This window comes from Rhodococcus globerulus (genome assembly GCF_019334125.1).
GTDB classification, from domain to species: domain Bacteria; phylum Actinomycetota; class Actinomycetes; order Mycobacteriales; family Mycobacteriaceae; genus Rhodococcus_F; species Rhodococcus_F globerula.
In genome coordinates this window covers 1,876,089-1,894,592 of the sequence record NZ_CP079698.1, presented here as the reverse complement: position 1 = coordinate 1,894,592, position 18,504 = coordinate 1,876,089, and the positions used below count along the sequence as shown (strand labels likewise).

Sequence of the window (18,504 nt, the reverse complement as noted above, 5' to 3'; positions counted from 1 at the left end):
CTACCCTTTCCCGCCCTGACGCCCCGACATCCGGGGTTCGCTCTGCCAGAGGCCCGGCGATGCTCGCGTTGGCGCTCGGCGGATTCGGAATCGGCACCACCGAGTTCGTGGCGATGGGTCTCCTGCCGGAGATGGCAACCGGGCTGGGCGTATCCGAGCCCACCGCCGGTCATGTCATCTCCGCCTATGCGCTCGGCGTTGTGGTCGGTGCGCCGCTCATCGCGGCCCTGACTGCTCGGATCCCGCGGCGCACATTGTTGATCGCGCTCATGATCGCGTTCACGGTGGGCAATGCCGCGTCGGTGTTCGCGCCGTCGTACACCACGCTGATGCTCGCCCGGTTTGTCGCCGGGTTGCCGCACGGTGCCTACTTCGGTGTTGCCGCCCTCGTTGCGGCGCATCTGGCTGAACCGGGTAAACGTGCCAAAGCCGTTGCCATGGTGATGATGGGTCTTTCCGTTGCCAACGTCGTCGGTGTGCCGGCTGCCGCGTGGCTCGGGCAGACCGTGGGATGGCGGAGTGCATTCGCACTGGTCGCAGTCATCGGTGCCGTCACCGTGGCGTCGCTGCTCGTCTGGATCCCGCGCCTCGACGCTATGCCGATCACCAACCCGATCACCGAACTCAAGGCGCTGGGCCGCATCCAGGTGTGGATGACTCTGATCGTCGGCATGGTCGGATTCGGCGGCATGTTTGCCGTGTACACGTACATCAGCACGACGTTGACCGACGTGTCCGGTCTGGGTGCGTCGTTTGTTCCGCTGGCGCTCATGCTCTACGGGCTGGGCATGGTGGCCGGCAACTTCGTCGGTGGCTACCTCGCTGACCGGGCGCTCATGAAGGGCCTGTTCGTATCGATGGCGTCGCTGGCGATCATTCTCGCGATCTTTGTTCTCGCCGTTCGCAACCCGTATACGGCGTTGCTCTTCGTCTTCCTCATCGGGCTGGCCGGTGCGTCCATGGTTCCGGGGCTGCAGACCCGCTTGATGGACGTTGCCGAGGACGCCCAGACCTTGGCCGCATCGCTCAACCACGCCGCCCTCAACATCGCGAACGCGTTCGGAGCCTGGATCGGTGGGGTAGTGATCGCCGCCGGTTTCGGTTACACAGCGCCCGCCGCCGTCGGTTCGCTCCTCGCCGTCGCGGGGCTCGGTGTCCTGGTGGTTGCGGTGATCCTGCAGCGTAGAGCCGCGAACTGAGAACACGTCGGCATCATCGGCTACGGTGCTTGCCGTGCCACAAACAGCTGACTCTCATATTCTCGCGCCTCACACGATCACGTCGGTGAACGTCAACGGCATTCGTGCCGCAGCCCGCAAGGGTATGACCGAATGGCTCGAGAAGACCGACGCGGATTTCATCTGTCTTCAAGAAACCCGAGCATCCGACAAGCAGTTGCACGAGACTCTCGAACCCGCTCTGTCGAACGGCTGGTTCCTCGTTTCGGCCGAGCCGTCGGCGAAAGGCCGCAACGGCGTCGCAGTCCTGTCCAGGGTCGAAGCCGATGCCGTCCGTATCGGTTTCGGTGACGACGAATTTCAGGACGCCGGACGCTACATCGAAGCGGATTTTGCCGACCTCACGGTGGCAAGTCTCTACCTGCCGACCGGGGAGGCGCTGACCCCGAAGCAAGAGGCGAAAGAACGGTTCATGAGTTCGTTCGCGGCTCACCTCGCGGTCACCGCTGCCGCAGCCGAGACGGCCGGGCGACACGTTGTGGTCAGTGGTGACTGGAACATCGCGCACAACGAAGCCGACCTGAAGAACTGGAAGGGAAACAAGAAGTCCTCCGGCTTCCTGCCCAGCGAGCGTGAGTGGATGGACGTCCTGTTTGCAGACGAGTCCCCGTGGGTCGACGTGTTCCGGGCACTGCATCCGGGCGTCGAGGGACCGTACTCGTGGTGGTCGTACCGCGGTAAGGCATTCGACAACGACTCCGGTTGGCGCATCGACTACCAGGTGGCAACCCGAGCGTTTGCCGAGCGCGCCAAGGCCGGGTTGATCGAACGCGCGGAATCCTACGATCTGCGTTGGTCCGATCACGCCCCCGTCACCGTCTCCTACCGGTAAGGCACCCGAATGCCCGAGGGCTCGAAGTTGCCGAGCGCCAAGACACTCAAGGCCGTAGGCACCGTCGTCGTTGCAGTGGTCGCGGTTGTGCTGGCGATGGTGCTGTCGTCGCAAGACTCCGACAGTTCGGCAACGGCCGGCTCGGCTACCTCGACCACGTCGAGTTCGGCGACGACATCAACTCAGGTCAAGCCCGGGGCGACGACCAAGGCGGCGCAGTCGACGTCGGCCCAAAAGCCGGTGAGCAGCGATGCGCCTGCGCGGGTACTCGCCACGTTGGTCGAGATCGACGCCGGACGGTGGCCGGACTCCGCGAATGCGGTGGGAACCAAGGGCGGCGTTACCTTCCGTAACAGCGAGGGCAGGTTGCCGGCAGTCGGCGCCGGCGGTGGCCGCGTTGTCTATCAGGAGTGGGACGTCAATCCGAAGAAGAGTGGCCAGGGCCGTGATGCCGAGCGGATCGTCACCGGCAACGACGGTTCCGCGTGGTACACCCTCGATCACTACGAGACCTTCACAAGGATTCGGTGATGGATAGTTCGGTGATGGATAGTTCGCTGATGGATAGGTTCGCTGATGCCTGATCACGAAACTGTCGGTGTCGATCGGTGGCTCGACCCGGACTCCGGCGTCTCGTCGGTGGCGGTGTCGGGTGAACCGGCACTTCTGGACGAGTTGGCGCGTGATCTCCGGATGCGTGATCTTGTTGTCCGCACGGTTCGCGGATCGCACATGCAGACCACCGCGCAGGTCTTCGACGAGTTTGCGGCAGCATTTCAGTTTCCGTCACACTTCGGTCGCAACAAGGACGCCTTCGACGACGTCATGCGTGACCTCGACGACGTACTCGGCCTCGGCGCCGGGTTTGTCGTTCTGGTTCGAGAGGCCGAACTGTTGCTGTCCGGCGAACCTGATCAGTTGCCGTGGTTCCGGGAGTCGATGGATTTCTATGCCGAGGAATGGGCGCCCACCACGTTCGGTACCGCGTACCAGTTCGGCTCTGGTTCCGAGGAAACCTTTGCGTCGGAACTCACGGTGCTCCGCTACCCGGAGACCACGCACACTCAGACCACACACACTCCCTGAATCGCCCGCGTGGAAAGATCGGAAGCATGTCGACCCCTGCAGAACAGAAGCCCACGGCAAAGCCTCGCGTGCTTTCCGGTATCCAGCCGACGTCGGATTCCTTCCACCTCGGTAACTATCTGGGCGCATTGCAGCAGTGGGTGGGGCTGCAGGACGAGTTCGACGCCTTCTACTTCGTCCCGGACTTGCATGCCATCACCGTGACGCAGGACCCCAAGGAACTGCGTCGACGCACCAAGGTTGCCGTGGCGCAGCTACTTGCAATCGGGATCGACCCCGACCGCGCAACGATCTTCGTCCAGAGCCAGGTTCCCGAGCATGCTCAGCTTGCGTGGGTCCTGAATTGCATCACCGGTTTCGGCGAGGCCAGCCGCATGACGCAGTTCAAGGACAAGTCGTCCAAGCAAGGCAGTGACAACGCCAGTGTCGGGCTGTTCACCTATCCGGTTCTGATGGCTGCCGACATCTTGCTGTACCGCCCGCAGCGCGTTCCGGTCGGTGAGGATCAGCGTCAGCACCTCGAGCTTGCCCGCGACCTCGCGAACCGCTTCAACTCGCGCTACGGCAAGTCGTTCGTCGTTCCTGAACCCCAGATCATCAAGGGCACCGCCAAGATCTACGACCTGCAGGACCCGACGTCGAAGATGAGCAAGTCGGCAGCGAGCGACGCAGGTCTGATCAATTTGCTCGACGATCCCAAGGTGTCGGCCAAGAAGATCAAGTCCGCTGTCACCGACAACGAGCGTGAGATCCGCTTCGACCCGCAGGCCAAGCCTGGTGTCAGCAACCTGCTCACCATTCAGTCGGCCCTGTCCGGTGTACCGATCGAGACTTTGGTCGCGGGCTACGAAGGCAAGGGGTACGGCGATCTCAAGACTGATACTGCGGACGTGTTGGCGCAGTTCGTGACTCCGCTCAAGGCCAAGGTCGACGGCTATCTTGCCGATGAGGCCGAACTGGATCGCATCATTGCCGCCGGCGCGCACCGGGCCCGTGAGGTCTCGTCCCGCACGCTTGCGACCGTGTACGAGAAGGTCGGGTTCCTGCCGCCCAAGGGCTGAGCACGGCGCAAGTGAACGGCTGACACGAAACAGGTCGATACAGAAATAGGGGGACATCTGTGGCTGAATCAGTTGTCGTAGAGGAGCCGAGCTTTCTCGACAAGCAGCGGGCAGCGCGGCCGTGGCTCGATCACCTTGTTCGAGCGGGTATGCGATTCCAGAACCAGAAGGGCGACTACTACGCCGCCGGGATCACGTACTTCAGCGTCCTCGCTTTGATTCCGATCATGATGGTTGCGTTCGCGGTGGCCGGTTTCGTATTGGCCGGCCACCCCGAATACCTGACTTCGATTCAGGAAGAGATCACCAAATCCATCCCCGGCAGCCTCGGTGACACCATCAACAGCTTGATCGACTCGGCAATCGACTCTCGCGCCAGTGTTGGTGCGGTGGGCCTTCTGGTCGCGTCGTACGCGGGTCTCGGCTGGATGGCCAATGTCCGCGACGCGCTCACCGCGATGTGGGAGAGCAAGCGTGACTCCAAAGGGTTTGTCAGAACCAAAGTCGGCGATATCGGGGCACTGCTCGGTCTGGGCGCAGCCTTGGTTATTTCACTCGGCATGTCGGCGCTCAGCAGTGGGCCGGTAGCGCGTCAGGTTGTCGTGTGGCTCAACCTCGAGAACATCACCGGCGTCGGCGTCGGACTGCGAGTCTTGTCGACGGTGCTGTCGATTCTGGCAACCTGGGCGGTGTTCCTGTGGGTGATCGCACGATTGCCCCGTGAACCGGTGAATCTACGCAGCGCCGCCAGTGCGGCACTGATGGCGGCTCTCGTATTCGAAGTGTTCAAACAGGTTGGTGCGATCTATCTTTCGGCGGTCAGTAGCGGCCCGGCCGGCGTCGCATTCGGGCCGATTATCGGTTTGCTCGTATTCGTGTTCACCGCTTCGCGCATGCTGCTGTTCTGCACCGCCTGGGCTGCGACGACCAAGAAAAGCATGGCACTGGCCTACATTCCGCCGCCCGATCCGGCAATCATCGCGCCGCGGGTTGTCGTCAGCGAAGGGGTGTCACCGTCACGCGCAGCGGCATTGATCGGAACGGGCGCTTTGGCGGGTCTCGGACTGTCGGGGCTCGTGCGCAGAAAGAATCGCTAGGCACGCTTCTGGCGTAGCAGTGTTCGGGGGAGATGTGGGTGCATCGGTGGATAGATCAGGCTGAGTGTGGATGCCAGAGTGAAGTAGCTGCGTAGTAGTCGGAAACAGAGGTACGCGGGAATGTACTTCACCGAACTCGGACGCCAGATCAAACAGACGACGACGGTCATGATCATCGACATCCCCAACAAGGTGGCCACGATGGGCTGCCATTGCAGGGTCGTGAACGTCGATTGGAACGCCAATCCGGCGATCGTGGCGAAGAGGAGCAGTGGCGCGAGCATCGCGCGTCGGGCAGCGTTGACCAAGTTGAACGGAAGCACGAAGGTGCCGATCATCGTTTGTCGGTCGAACAGAATCGCGCGATTGCGTGCGGTGAGATGGTAGATACTGCGGAACCATCGTGTTCGCTGTTCACGTAAATGGGCGTAAGAGGCGGGGGTTTCGCTGTAGTACACGGCGCTCGGATCGGCCACGCTGTGATAGCCGGCGGCGGCCAGTCGCATGCAGATGTCGGTGTCTTCGCCGTTCATTCCCTGCACGATGCCGCCGACTTCGAGCAGTTGACTCCGGCGGTAGATGGCGAACATGCCGGGAATGCCCATGACGCCTTGGTAGCCGTCGAGGGACACCTGGAAGAAGCCGTGGCGCATGTACACCTCGACCAATCGGCATTTGTCGATCCAGGTTCTTTCCTCGCGGGGCATCGGTATCCCGCCGACGCAGCCGACGTGCGGGTTGGCGAAGTGGCGCATCGCGGTCTCGAGACAGCGCGGCCCGATTACCGTGTCGGCGTCGATGCGTACGACGAACTCTTCCGTGATGTGCTCGATTCCCATGTTCAGTGCAATGGCTTTCCCCGGGGTCGGGCAGTCGAGCACGGTGCCGGTGATGTTGGTGCACTCGCGGATGATCCGTTCGGCGACATCGTGTGTGGAGTCGGTGGAGGCATTGTCGACGACGTAGAGATGGATTTGTCCGGGATAGGTCTGGGCGGCCTCGTCGACGGCGACGATGGTGTCCTCGATGTCGTGGGCCTCGTTGTGGGCGGGAACGAGAATTGCTGCGGGCGGCGAGAACTCATGGCGGCGTGACTTTTTCAGTGCCCGTACGCCCAGCGCTGCAGTCGAGACTGCCAGGAGCTGTTGCATCAGGAACACACCCGCGCCGATACCGCCGAGTATCGCCCAGCTTTTCAGGACTTCGACGAGGTCGTAGAGGACGTTGAGTGCGATCGCTGCACCCGCGATCGCGAATACCAGGCAACCCGCCAGCTTGAGGAAGGCGCTCAGGGGTATTCGCGGGTCGAGGGGCAGTGGGCCTTGGGGTGGTAGTTGAGCTTGCCGCAGGATGGTGTGCGGGAAGATGCCCAGTGCGATCAGCCCCGAGATCATCTGGGCTCCGAACACGGAGATCGAGATGATCCCGGCCTCGTGGAGTAGCCACGCGAGAGTATCGATGACGATGCAGAACAGTGCGTACTTGCCCAGCAGGGACACTCCGATGAAGACTCTGCGCCAGATATTCGAGTAGGCATGGATGGCGTAGGTCAGGAAGAACATCACGAGAAACAGTCTCAGCGGGAAGACAACGGTTCCTCGCCCGTCTGACAGGATGACCAGGTCTCGTGGCAGGTGGACGAGACCGGAATGAATCAGAAGTGTTCGGATGCACATGGCGATGATCGACAGTCCTGCGAACGTGACCAGGAATCCGTTGGTTCCGCTCGGCGGACGATCGACGGCATAGTCCGCCGGCGCACTGTCGACCGACCGGAAGTGGTCGATGACCGCTCCGGCCTCGTGTGGATCGTGCTTGACGTCGGTCATCGGGGTGCGATCACCCGTGCGGGGGAGTTGGGAGCGGTGGTGCCGTCGTCGGTATTGACCACAAAACTGCCCTGCGACGTGACGACTCGAGCGGATTCGCTGCCGAAGTCCGGCACGGGTATGGTCCCGGGCTTCCCGACGTACTCGATGACCAAGCCGCCGGCACCTGTTGTGCTGGTGGCCGTTTCGACGATCATTCCGTCGTCGAACGCAGTGATGTCCAGTGCGGGGTCGGCGGATCCCGAGCGAATGCGGCCGTCCTCGATCCGTACCGGCGGGTTCACTTCCGGGCTTTGTCCGATCAGCACGAACGGTCTGCCCGGCGCCGGAGCGGAATTCCAGAAGAACTCCGGATCGTAGTGAGCCGGAATGAATTTCGTCAGAGTTGGAATGGCGGCATTGAGTTGGTCGACTGCACTTGTTTTCGCGGAGTCCGGCCAGTAGACGGCAAACCCAGGGGCCAGCGCCCGCGGGAGCGCCGTGAATCCCGTCCCGAGATCGTCACCGAGAAGGAGTGCCGAGGTGGGCTGGAGTTGTATGGGATAGGTGGTCACGCGCACGTCGCAGCCGCCGAGGTCGCGGTCGCGTTGGACGGTCAGAGTCAGGGTGTTCTCCAGCAGTTGCGCCGCCGCGGGCAAAGAGACGACGGCCTGCGTCGCTTGCCCGTCGAGCCTGCGACTGTCGACCAGTTGCCCGTTGAGCTGGACGTTGAGAATCCAGGTGAGATCGTCGGGCGAGGCAGGGAGCGCCATCGCTACCCGAATCGATTGCGGCAGACGGCCGCCGGGCAAGTCGGCAAGTGAGTAGCCGATCCGCCATCGGTGGGCGTCGGCAATGGTCGTGGCGGAGGTGTCTGCGCCAAGCGTATTCACGCCGACCTCGGTGCCGACAGCCGGTGAAGTGTCGAGCGCCCGTGGATCGCTCCGATCCGAATCGGCGGTGGCTACCTCGGGGAGGGTGAGGAATCTCGAGATCAGATCGCCGTCGGGCGCGAGCACTCCGATGACAGGGGAGTCGTCGACTGTTCCGAGCACGATACCGTCGCTTGCATCGGTCTCGCCGGACGTGGACCAACCGAGGTCGGTTACCTTGTCGGCCGGGCCGATGAGCAACGCATTCTGCGCATCGGAACTCGGAACGGCATCCGAATAGGTCACCTCGTACCCGGCGCGGGTCAACGCGATTCCCATCTGCGCCGCCGTCGTACGCCACTCGTCGTTCTGATCGGCAAGCACGATAGTGACGCGACGATCCCACGAGACGACCGCATCCCGCACGGTGTGTACACGCTCGGTGAGGGCCGCCTCCACCACGCTCGCAGGATCGAGGTGTACCTGCATTCCGGCCGAATGGTCAGGGGTACACGTCCGGTTGTCCAAGGTTCCCTCGATCTGGACCTGAACACGGACCTGACCGTCGCTCGACAGTCCTTCCGGGACATCGACAATCACGTCGAGTCCGTTGTTCCCTCGTGCCACCTCACTCTTGTAGACCTGCTGCCCATCCATTCTCACGATCAAGAAGACAACGCTGTCCTCGGCCACCTGCGTCGTTCCGGTCAAACGGAGACGAGTCTCGCGGCGCGCCGAGTCGGCGGGGAAGGTGACGGCAAAACTCGTCGACGGGGAATCGTCGGTGAGCCAGACGCCGTCCTCGTAGCCGGCGCCCGACAACGATTTTGTGTAGTGACGATCCGCCGGAACGTCCAGGCTCGTATCGTCCACGTCGCGGGTGAACCACAGCGGCCGTACCAGCACGAAGACCAGCAGAAGTGCCAATGCCACACCCAGGATCCACCACGCGGAACGTGGAACGGTCCGGCCGCGCTCACCCCGGAAGTACCCGGATTCCGGAGCAGCAGGTTGCGCTTGCCGCTCGTCGTCGGGCTCGCCTCCGCCGCTCACTCGACCTGCTCCGTAGCCACCGATCTCCGGTTCCTGTTCCAGTAGGAGGTGCACGGAATTCGGCTCACGTCGACGCGATCGGTGTATTTCTGGGCGATCTCGACCGACTCCTTCAGTAAGCCCGTGGCCAATCTGGTCGGCTCGAGACCCAGCCCGATCAAAGTGTCGTTGCGAGCGCTGAGTTGGTTTTCGTCTGCTTCGGCCCGCGGATTAGGCACCTCACTGATGTCTGCGCCGACCGTCTGCGCAACCAGGTGCGCCAGGTCAGCCACCCTATGGGTTTCGGTCACCTGGTTCATCACGCGTACCCGGCCGTCGACGGCGTCCCCGGTTTCGGCCGCCAATCGTATGCAGCGCACTGTGTCCCGGATATTGATGAAGGCTCGCGTTTGCCCTCCTGTCCCGTGCACGGTGAGCGGATGGCCGACTGCGGCCTGCACCAGAAAGCGGTTGAGCACCGTCCCGAAGTCGCCGTCGTAGTCGAAGCGGTTGATCAGTCGTGGATCGAGATTCGTCTCGTCGGTTTGAGTACCCCACACGATCCCCTGATGCAGATCGGTGATGCGCACGCCGTCGTTGCGCGCGTAGAACTGAAACACCAACTGGTCCAACGACTTGGTCAGGTGATACACGCTTCCGGGGGCAGTGGGGTAGAGGATTTCGCGGGTATGCGAGTTCCCGTTCCGGTCGGGGTAGGTCACGGTGAGATACCCCTCGGGTAGATCCACCGGTACCGACTCGTACCCGTACACACCCATCGTTCCGAGATGGACTACATGAGCGTCGATGCCCGTGTGCACGAGCGCGGCCAGCAGGTTGTGAGTCGCATTGAGATTGTTGTCGACCGTGTAACGCTTGAGGTCCGGTGATTTCATCGAATACGGTGCCGCCCGCTGCTCGGCGAAGTGCACGATCACCTCCGGACGGAATGTATTCAGCAACTCCGTCAACGCCTTGTAATCGCGGGCGAGATCGAATTCGACGACGTCGATGCGGTGCCCCGTCACGTCGGCCCATGCTCGAACTCGCTCTGACAGAGGGGAAATGGGAGTGAGTGACTGCACTCCGAGTTCGTCGTCGATTCGTCGCCGAACGAGACTGTCGGCGATCGTCACCTGATGTCCGTGCGCCGAAAGATGAAGCGCGCTCGGCCAACCGCAGAATCCGTCACCGCCGAGGATCAGTATTCGCATTGTTCACCTTTCATGCGCGAGAGCGGGATTCGGCCGTCATGTCCGTGCGGATGCTGCGACACCGGTGAGTAACGACACAATCGCGATCCCGATCGTGAAATATATTGCTGCACTGCCGATTTTCGAGGCTGTTGTCGCCGCGACGGTGAACGGCCACAGTGTGGCGGCGATCGTCGCGAGCATGCCGATCCACCCGAAGAAGTTCGACGCGCGTGGCGTCGAGACGATGAGAACATGCAGAAGCGCGGTGGCGACGAGAGCTGCGACGGCGGCACCGACGGCGAGGGAACCTGTTTGGGAGTTCCCCAGGGTTGTCGCGGGTGTGATCACCGGAGTGTCGAGAAGTCCTCGCACGATCAGCAAACCGACAACTGCGGTCAATGCCGCAACCAGTGCCGTTGCAGCTCCACCTGCCCAGAGTCGCGTGGCATTGACCGTTGGGGCCGTTGGTCTTCCAGCTGGAATCTGGCTCATCGGGCGGCTCCTTCGCCGATACGGACGTAGGTGATCTGTCCACACTGTATGCCGCACGGACGCGCCCACTTTCATCCTCAACGGGTGAATTGCATGTGGATCCCTGGGTGAATCACCCCTCCTGGGTGAGGCCGCTCCACCGCCGCAGATGAGACGCTGCTCGGTAAGTCCGATCCGAACATGGCACGATGGAAGGGATTTTCATGAGCATTCAGGCAGATGCGAGTGCGAGTGTGCAGTCTGCGCACAAGGAAGCATTGCGGACCCTTCCGTTCGGGGACGGTCAGGATCTTGCTGATGTGGAGCGGGGCTTCATCGCGTCGTTGTCCCCCGGGGTTGTGACGGATGCGGACGGGGAAGCGGTGTGGGACAGTGACGCATTCGGGTTCCTCGAGCAGGACTGCCCACCCACGGTCCACCCCAGCCTGTGGCGTCAGTCGAAGTTGTGCGCACGTCAGGGCCTATTCGAAGTCACCGACGGCATCTACCAGATCCGTGGCCTCGACCTGTCGAACATGACTCTGATCGAAGGCGATACCGGAGTGATCGTCATCGATCCGTTGATCTCCGCCGAAACCGCCGCCGCCGGGTTGACGTTGTACCGCGAGCACCGCGGCGATCGGCCGGTGACCGGAGTGATTTACTCCCACTGCCATATCGATCATTTCGGCGGCGTCAAAGGTGTCACCACCGAAGAGGACGTTGCCGCGGGCCGTTGCCCCATCCTGGCACCGAAGGGGTTTGTCGAGCATGCCGTCGCCGAGAACGTGTACGCGGGAGCTGCCATGGCCCGCCGGTCCGCATACATGTACGGCGCAGCGCTGCCTCGGGGGGATCGGGGCGCAGTAGGGGCCGGGCTCGGTCCCACCACCTCGACCGGAACTCCGACCCTCATCACGCCGACGGTCGATATCGACCACACCGGTCAGACCGCGACGGTGGACGGGGTTCGGATCGAGTTTCAGCTCACTCCAGGTACCGAGGCACCCTCGGAGATGAACTTCTTCTTTCCCGACCGCCGAGCGTTGTGCATGGCTGAAAATGCCACTCATACCTTGCACAACCTGCTTACCCTGCGAGGTGCGCTCGTCCGGGACCCACACATCTGGGCGAAGTACCTGACGGAATCGATCAATCGGTACGCCGGCGGCACCGATGTGCTGTTCGCCTCGCATCATTGGCCGACGTGGGGAACCGAGCGGCTCACCGAGTTCCTGTCCATCCAGCGCGACCTGTACGGGTATCTGCACGATCAGACCCTGCGGGCGATCAACAAGGGTTCCAACGGGATCGAGATTGCCGAGGAGATCGAACTCCCGCCGGCAGTGGCCAAGGCCTGGCATACCCACGGCTACTACGGTTCGGTCAGTCACAACGTCAAGGCGATCTACCAGCGCTACATGGGTTGGTTCGACGGAAACCCGGCCAAGCTGTGGGAGCACACTCCCGTCGAATCAGCGAAACGGCATGTCGAATTCATGGGCGGCGCCGACGAAACGCTGCGCAAGGCCCGCGATTCCTACGCCGGCGGTGATTTCCGTTGGGTTGCACAGGTATTGAACTACCTGATCTTCGCCGAGCCTGACAACGCCGAGGCCAAGGCGCTGCAGGCCGACACCCTCGAACAGCTCGGGTACGGATCCGAAAACGGCACCTGGCGCAACTTCTTCCTCATGGGTGCGTACGAGCTCCGCAACGGGTCGGTCGGGACACCGATCGTCACCGCATCGCCGGATATTTCGGCTGCGCTCACCGTCGAGCAGGCCTTCGACGCGATCGCACTCCGGGTGGACGGGCCCAGCGCCTGGTCTGCAAACATCACGATCGACTGGCACATCAGCGATGAGGGCGTCGTGCACCGCAGTCAATTGCGGAACGGTGTTCTGGTGCATTTCGACGTCGACGGGCCTGTGCCCGACCCCGACGCCGTCTTCACTCTGACACGACCCGATCTACTCACCGCGCTACTGGGAGGCAAAGGTCTGGACGAGATGATCGCCGACGGCACCGTCCAAACAGGCGGAAATGCGCAGAGCGTGACCGAACTGATCAGCTACCTCGACAGCCCTGACCCCGATTTTGCGATCGTCACGCCGTAATCACGGCACAGGTCAGTTACGGCGTCGACGACTCAGCACGATCGCCCCGAGAATCAGACCGATGACGACAACGGTCCCGCCGACGGCGACGGCGGTGCGTGCCGTCGAGCTGAATCCGGCGTCCGGGGAGGTGCCGGCCGCGGACACTGCGGCGGGTGCCCCCCGGCGTCGTGGCGGCGGTGACCTTCGGTTGGCTGCGGTCGGTCGAGGTGTCGGTCAGCGTTCCGACGGTCATGGTGGGGGACAGGCCGAATCCGTAGTCGAGAAGGCGGGCTGCCTGCTCCCACGGACGGATAGGTTGTGCTTCGCCGCCCATCAACGTGACCAGTAAGGTTCGGCCGTTCCGCTCGGCCGCACCGACGTAGGTATGACGGGCGTCGTCGGTGAAGCCGGTCTTGCCGCCCAACGCTCCGTCGTAGTTGTAGAGCAGTTGGTTGTCGTTCGCGAGGGTGAAGCCTGGCCGGTCCTGATCGTCGGGGATCGTGGGGTCCTTCGGGAAGCCCGGAAATTGAACCGTCTCGGTGTGGATCAACTCGGCGAACGTCGGATTCTGCAGTGCCGCATGGAATATCACCGCAAGGTCGTAGGGGGAGCTGCTCATTCCCGGGCCGTCCAGACCGGAGGGCGTCGCGGTGCGGGTGTCGAGTGCACCGAGTTCCAGGGCCAGGGCGTTCATCTTCTTCACGGCGGCGTCGTCACCCCCGAGCTGACGGGCCAGGGCGTGGGCGGCGTCGTTGCCCGACGCCATCACCAGCCCCTGCATGAGCTGCCGGTTGGTGTAGGTGCCGTCTTTGCCGAGTCCGACGGCGCTGCCTTCGGCATTTGCGTCCTCCGCGGTGGCGGTGACGACGATATCGAGATTCAACGTGTCGAGCGCGACGAGCGCCAGAAGCATCTTGATGGTGCTTGCGGGACGGTACCGGCCGTGCGGATCTTTAGCGGCGAGCACTTCACCGGTTTCCGCGTCGGCGACCACCCAGCCGGAGGCGGCGATATCTGCGGGCAGCGGCGGCGCGCCGGCCGGCAGGACGACCCCGCAACCGCCGAGTCGATCCCCGCCAACCGGTTCGTCCGGTACCGGCACGGGGGCGGGCACGGTTGTTCCGGGCGCGGGAACCTCCGAGAGGTCCACAGCGGGAGCCGGCAGGCTCGTGAACGGGCAACTGTCGGTATTGGGCGTGGTGAACGGTGCCGACGTTGTCGGTGGTGGTACCGGTTGGGCGAGTGCAGTACCTGCAATTCCAGACATTCCTCCGATTCCGGAGATCACTGTTCCGACAACAACCACTGCACACGCTCGACGCCACATCATCGTTATCCGAGGGTAGGCGCATTGCGCGTAACCGCCGAATCGCCGTGCCGTCTGCCACAGTGGAAGGGTCAGTTTTCGATCGGTGCATAACGTCAAGGGCAGGGGATCGGTATGGGCAAGATTGTGGTGACGGAGTTCGTGTCCCTGGACATGGTCATGGAGGCGCCAGGCGGTGAACCGGGCTACGCGCACACAGGCTGGGTCTTTCCGTATCAGGAAGGCGACCAGATGAAGTTCAAACTCGACGAAACCCTCGCCGCGGACGTTCTCCTGCTCGGTCGCCGGACCTACGAGAGTTTTGCCGGCGCGTGGCCTGAGCGTGAAGACGACCAAGGCTTCGCCGACAAGATGAACGAGATGCCGAAGTACGTCGTCACAAGTTCGACAGAGCCGCTCGAATGGAACAACTCGACGGCGCTCGAGGGCCCCATCGAGGAGTCCGTGCCGAAGCTCAAGGAACAGATCGACGGCGAAATCCTCGTAGCGGGAAGCCGGACTCTCGTTCACGCATTGCTGTTGGCCGGCCTGGTCGACGAGCTGCGCCTGATGGTTTTCCCGGTCATCCTCGGGTCCGGCGGGAAGGTGTTCCCCGAATCGGAGGACAAGATCGTGCTCGAGTTGGTGGAGGACCGTCGCTACGAATCCGGCGTGCAAGTTCTGACCTATCACCCGAAGGTTGCTTAACCGGCAACAAAAAATGCCCCTCCCGAAGACGGGAGGGGCATTTCTCTGTTCGAAAGATCTAGCGAGCGAACAGCAGCGCGCGCTTCACTTCCTGAATCGCCTTTGTCACCTGGATGCCACGCGGGCATGCGTCGGTGCAGTTGAACGTCGTGCGGCAGCGCCACACGCCGTCCTTGTCGTTCAGGATGTCGAGACGCTCGGAAGCGGCCTCGTCACGGCTGTCGAAGATGAACCGGTGTGCGTTCACGATGGCAGCGGGACCGAAGTAGCTGCCGTCGCTCCAGTACACGGGGCACGACGTGGTGCAGCATGCGCACAGGATGCACTTGGTGGTGTCGTCGAAACGAGCACGGTCGTGCTGGCTCTGGATGCGCTCACGGGTGGGCTCGTTGCCACTGGTGATGAGGAACGGCTTCACGGCGCGGAACGCGTCGAAGAAGGGTTCCATGTCGACAACGAGGTCCTTCTCCACCGGCAAGCCGCGAATGGGCTCGATGGTGATGGTGACCGGCTTGCCGTCCTTGGGGAGCATGTCCTTCATCAGGATCTTGCACGCCAGGCGGTTGACGCCGTTGATGCGCATGGCGTCGGAGCCGCAGACACCGTGTGCGCAGCTACGACGGAACGTGAGGGTGCCGTCGAGGTAGCCCTTCACGTACAGCAGCAGGTTGAGCATGCGGTCGGTGGGCAGAGCTGGGACCTGGAAGCTGTCCCAGTGCTGACCGTCGCCCGATTCCGGGTTCATCCGCGCGATCTTGAGGGTCACCATGACGGCGCCTTCGGGGACCGGGGGGAGGGCTGGTGCTTCTACAGCAGGCGCAGACATCAGTACTTACGCTCCATCGGCTCGTAGCGGGTCTGTACCACCGGCTTGTAGTCCAGACGGATGTCGGAGAGCAGGCCGTCGCCCTCCTTGTATGCCATCGTGTGCTTCATGTACTCGGCATCGTTGCGATCCGGGAAGTCCTCACGAGCGTGGCCGCCGCGTGATTCCTTGCGGTTGAGCGCACCGACGACGGTGACCTCTGCCATTTCGAGCAGGAAGCCCAGTTCGATGGCTTCGAGCAGGTCGCTGTTGTAGCGCTTGCCCTTGTCCTGAACCGTGATGTGGTTGTAGCGCTCCTTGAGAGCACGCACGTCCTTGAGTGCCTGGGTGAGGCGCTCTTCGGTACGGAACACGGATGCGTTGTTGTCCATCGACTGCTGGAGCTCGGAGCGGATGTCCGCAACGCGCTCGTGGCCGTGATCGGACAGGATGACGCCGACCCAGTCCTCGACCATGGTGGCCGGGGCTTCGGGCATGTCGACGAACTCGGTGGAGTTCGCGTACTCGGCGGCAGCGATGCCGGCGCGACGGCCGAACACGTTGATGTCGAGGAGCGAGTTGGTGCCGAGACGGTTTGCGCCGTGCACGGAGACGCAGGCGCATTCGCCGGCAGCGTACAGGCCCTTGACGACCTCGTCGTTGTTGCGCAGAACCTCACCGTTGATCTTGGTGGGGATACCGCCCATGACGTAGTGGCACGTCGGGTAGACGGGCACGGGCTCCTTGACGGGGTCCACGCCGAGGTAGGTGCGCGAGAACTCCATGATGTCGGGGAGCTTCTCGTCGAGAACTTCCTCGGGGATGTGCGTCACGTCGATGTAGACGTAGTCCTTGTTGGGGCCGGCGCCGCGGCCTTCGAGGACTTCGAGAACCATCGAGCGGGCGACGATGTCACGCGGCGCGAGGTCCTTGATTGTGGGGGCGTAGCGCTCCATGAAGCGCTCACCGTCGGCATTACGGAGAATGCCGCCTTCACCACGAACAGCTTCCGAGATCAGGATGCCGAGTCCGGCGAGTCCTGTCGGGTGGAACTGGTGGAACTCCATGTCCTCGAGGGGAAGTCCCTTGCGGAAGATGATGCCCATGCCGTCACCGGTGAGGGTGTGTGCGTTGGACGTCGTCTTGTACATGCGTCCCGAGCCGCCGGTCGCGAAGATGATCGACTTGGCGTGGAAGATGTGCAGTTCGCCGGTCGAGAGTTCGTAGGCGATGACGCCGGTGGCAACCGGGCCGTCCTCGGTCTCGGTGATGGCGATGTCGAGTGCGTAGAACTCGTTGTAGAACTCGACGTCGTGCTTGACGCAGTTCTGGTAGAGCGTCTGCAGGATCATGTGACCGGTGCGGTCGGCGGCGTAGCACGCGCGGCGAACCGGGGCCTTGCCGTGATCGCGGGTGTGGCCACCGAAGCGACGCTGGTCGATCTTGCCTTCGGGCGTGCGGTTGAACGGCAGGCCCATCTTCTCGAGGTCGAGCACCGCATCGATGGCTTCTTTTGCCATGATCTCGACGGCGTCCTGGTCGGCGAGGTAGTCGCCACCCTTGACGGTGTCGAAGGTGTGCCACTCCCAGTTGTCTTCCTCCACGTTCGCCAGTGCGGCGCACATGCCGCCCTGGGCCGCGCCGGTGTGGCTGCGGGTGGGGTAGAGCTTGGTCAGTACGGCCGTGCGGGCGCGGGGGCCAGCCTCGATTGCCGCACGCATGCCGGCGCCGCCGGCACCGACGATGACCACGTCATAACGATGTTCCTGCATGAAGTCTGTGCTCCCCTAGCTCGCCGAGATATTGGGGTCGAAGGTGAAGATGACGTACGTGCCCAGGGCCATGATCAGGATCATCGAGAGTACGAGGATCGTGGTCAGCCAGAAGCGCGTGGAGTCCTTGCGGGAGTAGTCCGCGATGACCGTGCGCAGACCGTTACCGCCGTGCAACTGTGCCAGCCAGAGCATCGTCAGATCCCAGATCTGCCAGAACGGGCTGGACCAGCGGCCTGCGACGAATGCGAAGTTCAGACGGTGAACACCACCGTCGAGCATCAGCATGATGAACATGTGGCCCAGGACCAGGACGATCAGGGCAACGCCGGAGAAACGCATGAACAGCCATGCGTACAGCTCGAAGTTGTTCCGCGCCTTGGCCCGCGGCGAACGCGGGTTGTCCAGGCTGGCAGGACGGTCGTATGAGGTACCGAGGCTCTTGGCTTCGGGTCCGTGAGTAGTCGCCATGTCAGTGCTCCGCAAACATGTTGATGAGGATGCGTCCGGCGCCCGGGATCATCACCAGGAACCAGATCGCCAGAATGGTCCAGAGCATGACGCGCTGGTACTTCGGGCCCTTCGACCAGAAATCCACGAGCATCACGCGCACGCCGTTGAGGGCGTGGTAAAGGACCACACCGACGAGGCCGATCTCCATGAGACCGACGACGGGGTTTTTGTACGTGTCGATGACAGCGTCATACGTGTCGGGGTTAACCCGCACGAGAGCCGTATCGAGAACGTGTACGAATAGGAAGAAGAAAGTTGCGACGCCTGTGATCCGGTGTAGAACCCAGGACCACATTCCGGGGTCGCCCCGGTAAAGCGACCTCGTGCGCTCCTTCTGAGGAGCGGCTTCAGTCGTAGTACTCATCGAGTGCTGTGCCTCCAACGTCATTGGTGGACGCGCCGAGCCTGCAGAGAGCTTCGAGGTACTCAGCCCGGGCTCGACGGGATCCTGAACCGACTTGACTCAGACTCTAAACCCTGGTGAATCCGGGAACTAATCAGATGCGGGATTCGTACACCTACCAAACTCTTTGTAAGGTTTGCCTTTCCAATCTTCATACCGGCCGTATCGTGTCGTTTCTGCATGCATTCAGTTGGCGTGATTG

Annotated in this window: 16 protein-coding genes and 1 pseudogene; 8 read left to right on the top strand and 9 right to left on the bottom strand. The window is 62.6% G+C overall.

What is annotated here, in order from left to right; all coding sequences use genetic code 11:
* The first annotated feature begins 59 nt into the window (after positions 1 to 59).
* The 6 genes from KYT97_RS08660 to yhjD are packed head-to-tail and all read left to right on the top strand — an operon-like array spanning position 60 to position 5,314.
* Positions 60 to 1,199 carry an MFS transporter gene (locus KYT97_RS08660; protein ID WP_045070713.1) on the top strand — a complete coding sequence of 380 codons (1,140 nt, stop codon included), beginning with the start codon at positions 60 to 62 and terminating at the stop codon, positions 1,197 to 1,199.
* A gap of 25 nt (positions 1,200 to 1,224) precedes the next feature.
* A complete protein-coding gene (locus KYT97_RS08655; RefSeq protein WP_045070712.1) occupies positions 1,225 to 2,070 on the top strand; it encodes an exodeoxyribonuclease III in 846 nt (281 codons plus the stop codon).
* Positions 2,071 to 2,079: 9 nt separating this feature from the next.
* On the top strand, positions 2,080 to 2,601 hold the full coding sequence (locus tag KYT97_RS08650) for a guanyl-specific ribonuclease (protein WP_092801448.1): 522 nt from the start codon (positions 2,080 to 2,082) through the stop codon (positions 2,599 to 2,601).
* A 45-nt stretch (positions 2,602 to 2,646) separates the two neighbouring features.
* Complete coding sequence (locus tag KYT97_RS08645; RefSeq protein WP_219112109.1) at positions 2,647 to 3,156, top strand: barstar family protein; 510 nt, start codon at positions 2,647 to 2,649, stop codon at positions 3,154 to 3,156.
* 26 nt (positions 3,157 to 3,182) lie between these two features.
* The gene (gene trpS, locus KYT97_RS08640; protein WP_045070708.1) at positions 3,183 to 4,217 is read left to right on the top strand and encodes a tryptophan--tRNA ligase; all 1,035 of its coding nucleotides are present in this window, start codon (positions 3,183 to 3,185) and stop codon (positions 4,215 to 4,217) included.
* Positions 4,218 to 4,276: 59 nt separating this feature from the next.
* Positions 4,277 to 5,314, top strand: a complete 1,038-nt coding sequence (gene yhjD, locus KYT97_RS08635; protein WP_045070706.1) for an inner membrane protein YhjD — start codon at positions 4,277 to 4,279, stop codon at positions 5,312 to 5,314.
* Here yhjD and KYT97_RS08630 read toward each other — a convergent pair.
* The 4 genes from KYT97_RS08630 to KYT97_RS08615 are packed head-to-tail and all read right to left on the bottom strand — an operon-like array spanning position 5,311 to position 10,714.
* Positions 5,311 to 7,143, bottom strand: a complete 1,833-nt coding sequence (locus KYT97_RS08630) for a glycosyltransferase family 2 protein (protein ID WP_219112108.1) — start codon at positions 7,141 to 7,143, stop codon at positions 5,311 to 5,313. The two genes, yhjD and KYT97_RS08630, sit on opposite strands and share 4 nt — an antisense overlap.
* Positions 7,140 to 9,047 (bottom strand): hypothetical protein, encoded by a 1,908-nt coding sequence (locus KYT97_RS08625; protein WP_219112107.1) that lies wholly within the window; start codon positions 9,045 to 9,047, stop codon positions 7,140 to 7,142. Before KYT97_RS08625 ends, KYT97_RS08630 begins: the two co-directional genes overlap by 4 nt.
* Complete coding sequence (locus tag KYT97_RS08620; protein WP_219112106.1) at positions 9,044 to 10,240, bottom strand: NAD-dependent epimerase/dehydratase family protein; 1,197 nt, start codon at positions 10,238 to 10,240, stop codon at positions 9,044 to 9,046. Before KYT97_RS08620 ends, KYT97_RS08625 begins: the two co-directional genes overlap by 4 nt.
* 36 nt (positions 10,241 to 10,276) lie before the next feature.
* Positions 10,277 to 10,714: a DUF6069 family protein gene (locus tag KYT97_RS08615; RefSeq protein ID WP_045070702.1), complete on the bottom strand. Its 438-nt coding sequence runs from the start codon at positions 10,712 to 10,714 to the stop codon at positions 10,277 to 10,279.
* 203 nt (positions 10,715 to 10,917) lie between these two features.
* On the opposite strand from KYT97_RS08615, the gene KYT97_RS08610 reads away from it, so the two are divergent.
* Positions 10,918 to 12,813, top strand: coding sequence for an alkyl/aryl-sulfatase (locus tag KYT97_RS08610; RefSeq protein WP_219112105.1), 1,896 nt, complete (start codon positions 10,918 to 10,920; stop codon positions 12,811 to 12,813).
* Positions 12,814 to 12,825: 12 nt separating this feature from the next.
* Here KYT97_RS08610 and KYT97_RS08605 read toward each other — a convergent pair.
* A pseudogene (locus tag KYT97_RS08605) lies at positions 12,826 to 14,125 on the bottom strand (D-alanyl-D-alanine carboxypeptidase family protein).
* A gap of 111 nt (positions 14,126 to 14,236) precedes the next feature.
* Here KYT97_RS08605 and KYT97_RS08600 point away from each other — a divergent pair.
* On the top strand, positions 14,237 to 14,809 hold the full coding sequence (locus tag KYT97_RS08600) for a dihydrofolate reductase family protein (protein ID WP_045070701.1): 573 nt from the start codon (positions 14,237 to 14,239) through the stop codon (positions 14,807 to 14,809).
* A gap of 58 nt (positions 14,810 to 14,867) precedes the next feature.
* Here KYT97_RS08600 and KYT97_RS08595 read toward each other — a convergent pair whose 3' ends face one another.
* Genes KYT97_RS08595 through sdhC form a run of 4 tightly spaced genes read right to left on the bottom strand, consistent with a single transcriptional unit; the run spans position 14,868 to position 18,263 of the window.
* Positions 14,868 to 15,635, bottom strand: coding sequence for a succinate dehydrogenase iron-sulfur subunit (locus KYT97_RS08595; RefSeq protein WP_033231276.1), 768 nt, complete (start codon positions 15,633 to 15,635; stop codon positions 14,868 to 14,870).
* The gene (gene sdhA / locus KYT97_RS08590) at positions 15,635 to 17,386 is read right to left on the bottom strand and encodes a succinate dehydrogenase flavoprotein subunit (RefSeq protein WP_033231275.1); all 1,752 of its coding nucleotides are present in this window, start codon (positions 17,384 to 17,386) and stop codon (positions 15,635 to 15,637) included. The genes KYT97_RS08595 and sdhA overlap by 1 nt, the downstream gene beginning before the upstream one ends.
* A 15-nt stretch (positions 17,387 to 17,401) precedes the next feature.
* On the bottom strand, positions 17,402 to 17,857 hold the full coding sequence (locus KYT97_RS08585; RefSeq protein ID WP_033231274.1) for a succinate dehydrogenase hydrophobic membrane anchor subunit: 456 nt from the start codon (positions 17,855 to 17,857) through the stop codon (positions 17,402 to 17,404).
* 1 nt (position 17,858) lies between these two features.
* Positions 17,859 to 18,263 carry a succinate dehydrogenase, cytochrome b556 subunit gene (gene sdhC, locus KYT97_RS08580; RefSeq protein WP_072782401.1) on the bottom strand — a complete coding sequence of 135 codons (405 nt, stop codon included), beginning with the start codon at positions 18,261 to 18,263 and terminating at the stop codon, positions 17,859 to 17,861.
* Positions 18,264 to 18,504: the final 241 nt, after the last annotated feature.

Coding starts and splice junctions, on each gene's coding strand:
- KYT97_RS08615 (WP_045070702.1), bottom strand. CDS start 10,714: ATGAGCCAGATTCCAGCTGGAAGACCAACGGCCCCAACGGTCAATGCC.
- KYT97_RS08645 (WP_219112109.1), top strand. CDS start 2,647: ATGCCTGATCACGAAACTGTCGGTGTCGATCGGTGGCTCGACCCGGAC.
- KYT97_RS08600 (WP_045070701.1), top strand. CDS start 14,237: ATGGGCAAGATTGTGGTGACGGAGTTCGTGTCCCTGGACATGGTCATG.
- sdhA (WP_033231275.1), bottom strand. CDS start 17,386: ATGCAGGAACATCGTTATGACGTGGTCATCGTCGGTGCCGGCGGCGCC.
- KYT97_RS08585 (WP_033231274.1), bottom strand. CDS start 17,857: ATGGCGACTACTCACGGACCCGAAGCCAAGAGCCTCGGTACCTCATAC.
- KYT97_RS08595 (WP_033231276.1), bottom strand. CDS start 15,635: ATGTCTGCGCCTGCTGTAGAAGCACCAGCCCTCCCCCCGGTCCCCGAA.
- KYT97_RS08630 (WP_219112108.1), bottom strand. CDS start 7,143: ATGACCGACGTCAAGCACGATCCACACGAGGCCGGAGCGGTCATCGAC.
- KYT97_RS08610 (WP_219112105.1), top strand. CDS start 10,918: ATGAGCATTCAGGCAGATGCGAGTGCGAGTGTGCAGTCTGCGCACAAG.
- sdhC (WP_072782401.1), bottom strand. CDS start 18,263: ATGAGTACTACGACTGAAGCCGCTCCTCAGAAGGAGCGCACGAGGTCG.
- trpS (WP_045070708.1), top strand. CDS start 3,183: ATGTCGACCCCTGCAGAACAGAAGCCCACGGCAAAGCCTCGCGTGCTT.
- KYT97_RS08650 (WP_092801448.1), top strand. CDS start 2,080: ATGCCCGAGGGCTCGAAGTTGCCGAGCGCCAAGACACTCAAGGCCGTA.
- KYT97_RS08620 (WP_219112106.1), bottom strand. CDS start 10,240: ATGCGAATACTGATCCTCGGCGGTGACGGATTCTGCGGTTGGCCGAGC.
- KYT97_RS08660 (WP_045070713.1), top strand. CDS start 60: ATGCTCGCGTTGGCGCTCGGCGGATTCGGAATCGGCACCACCGAGTTC.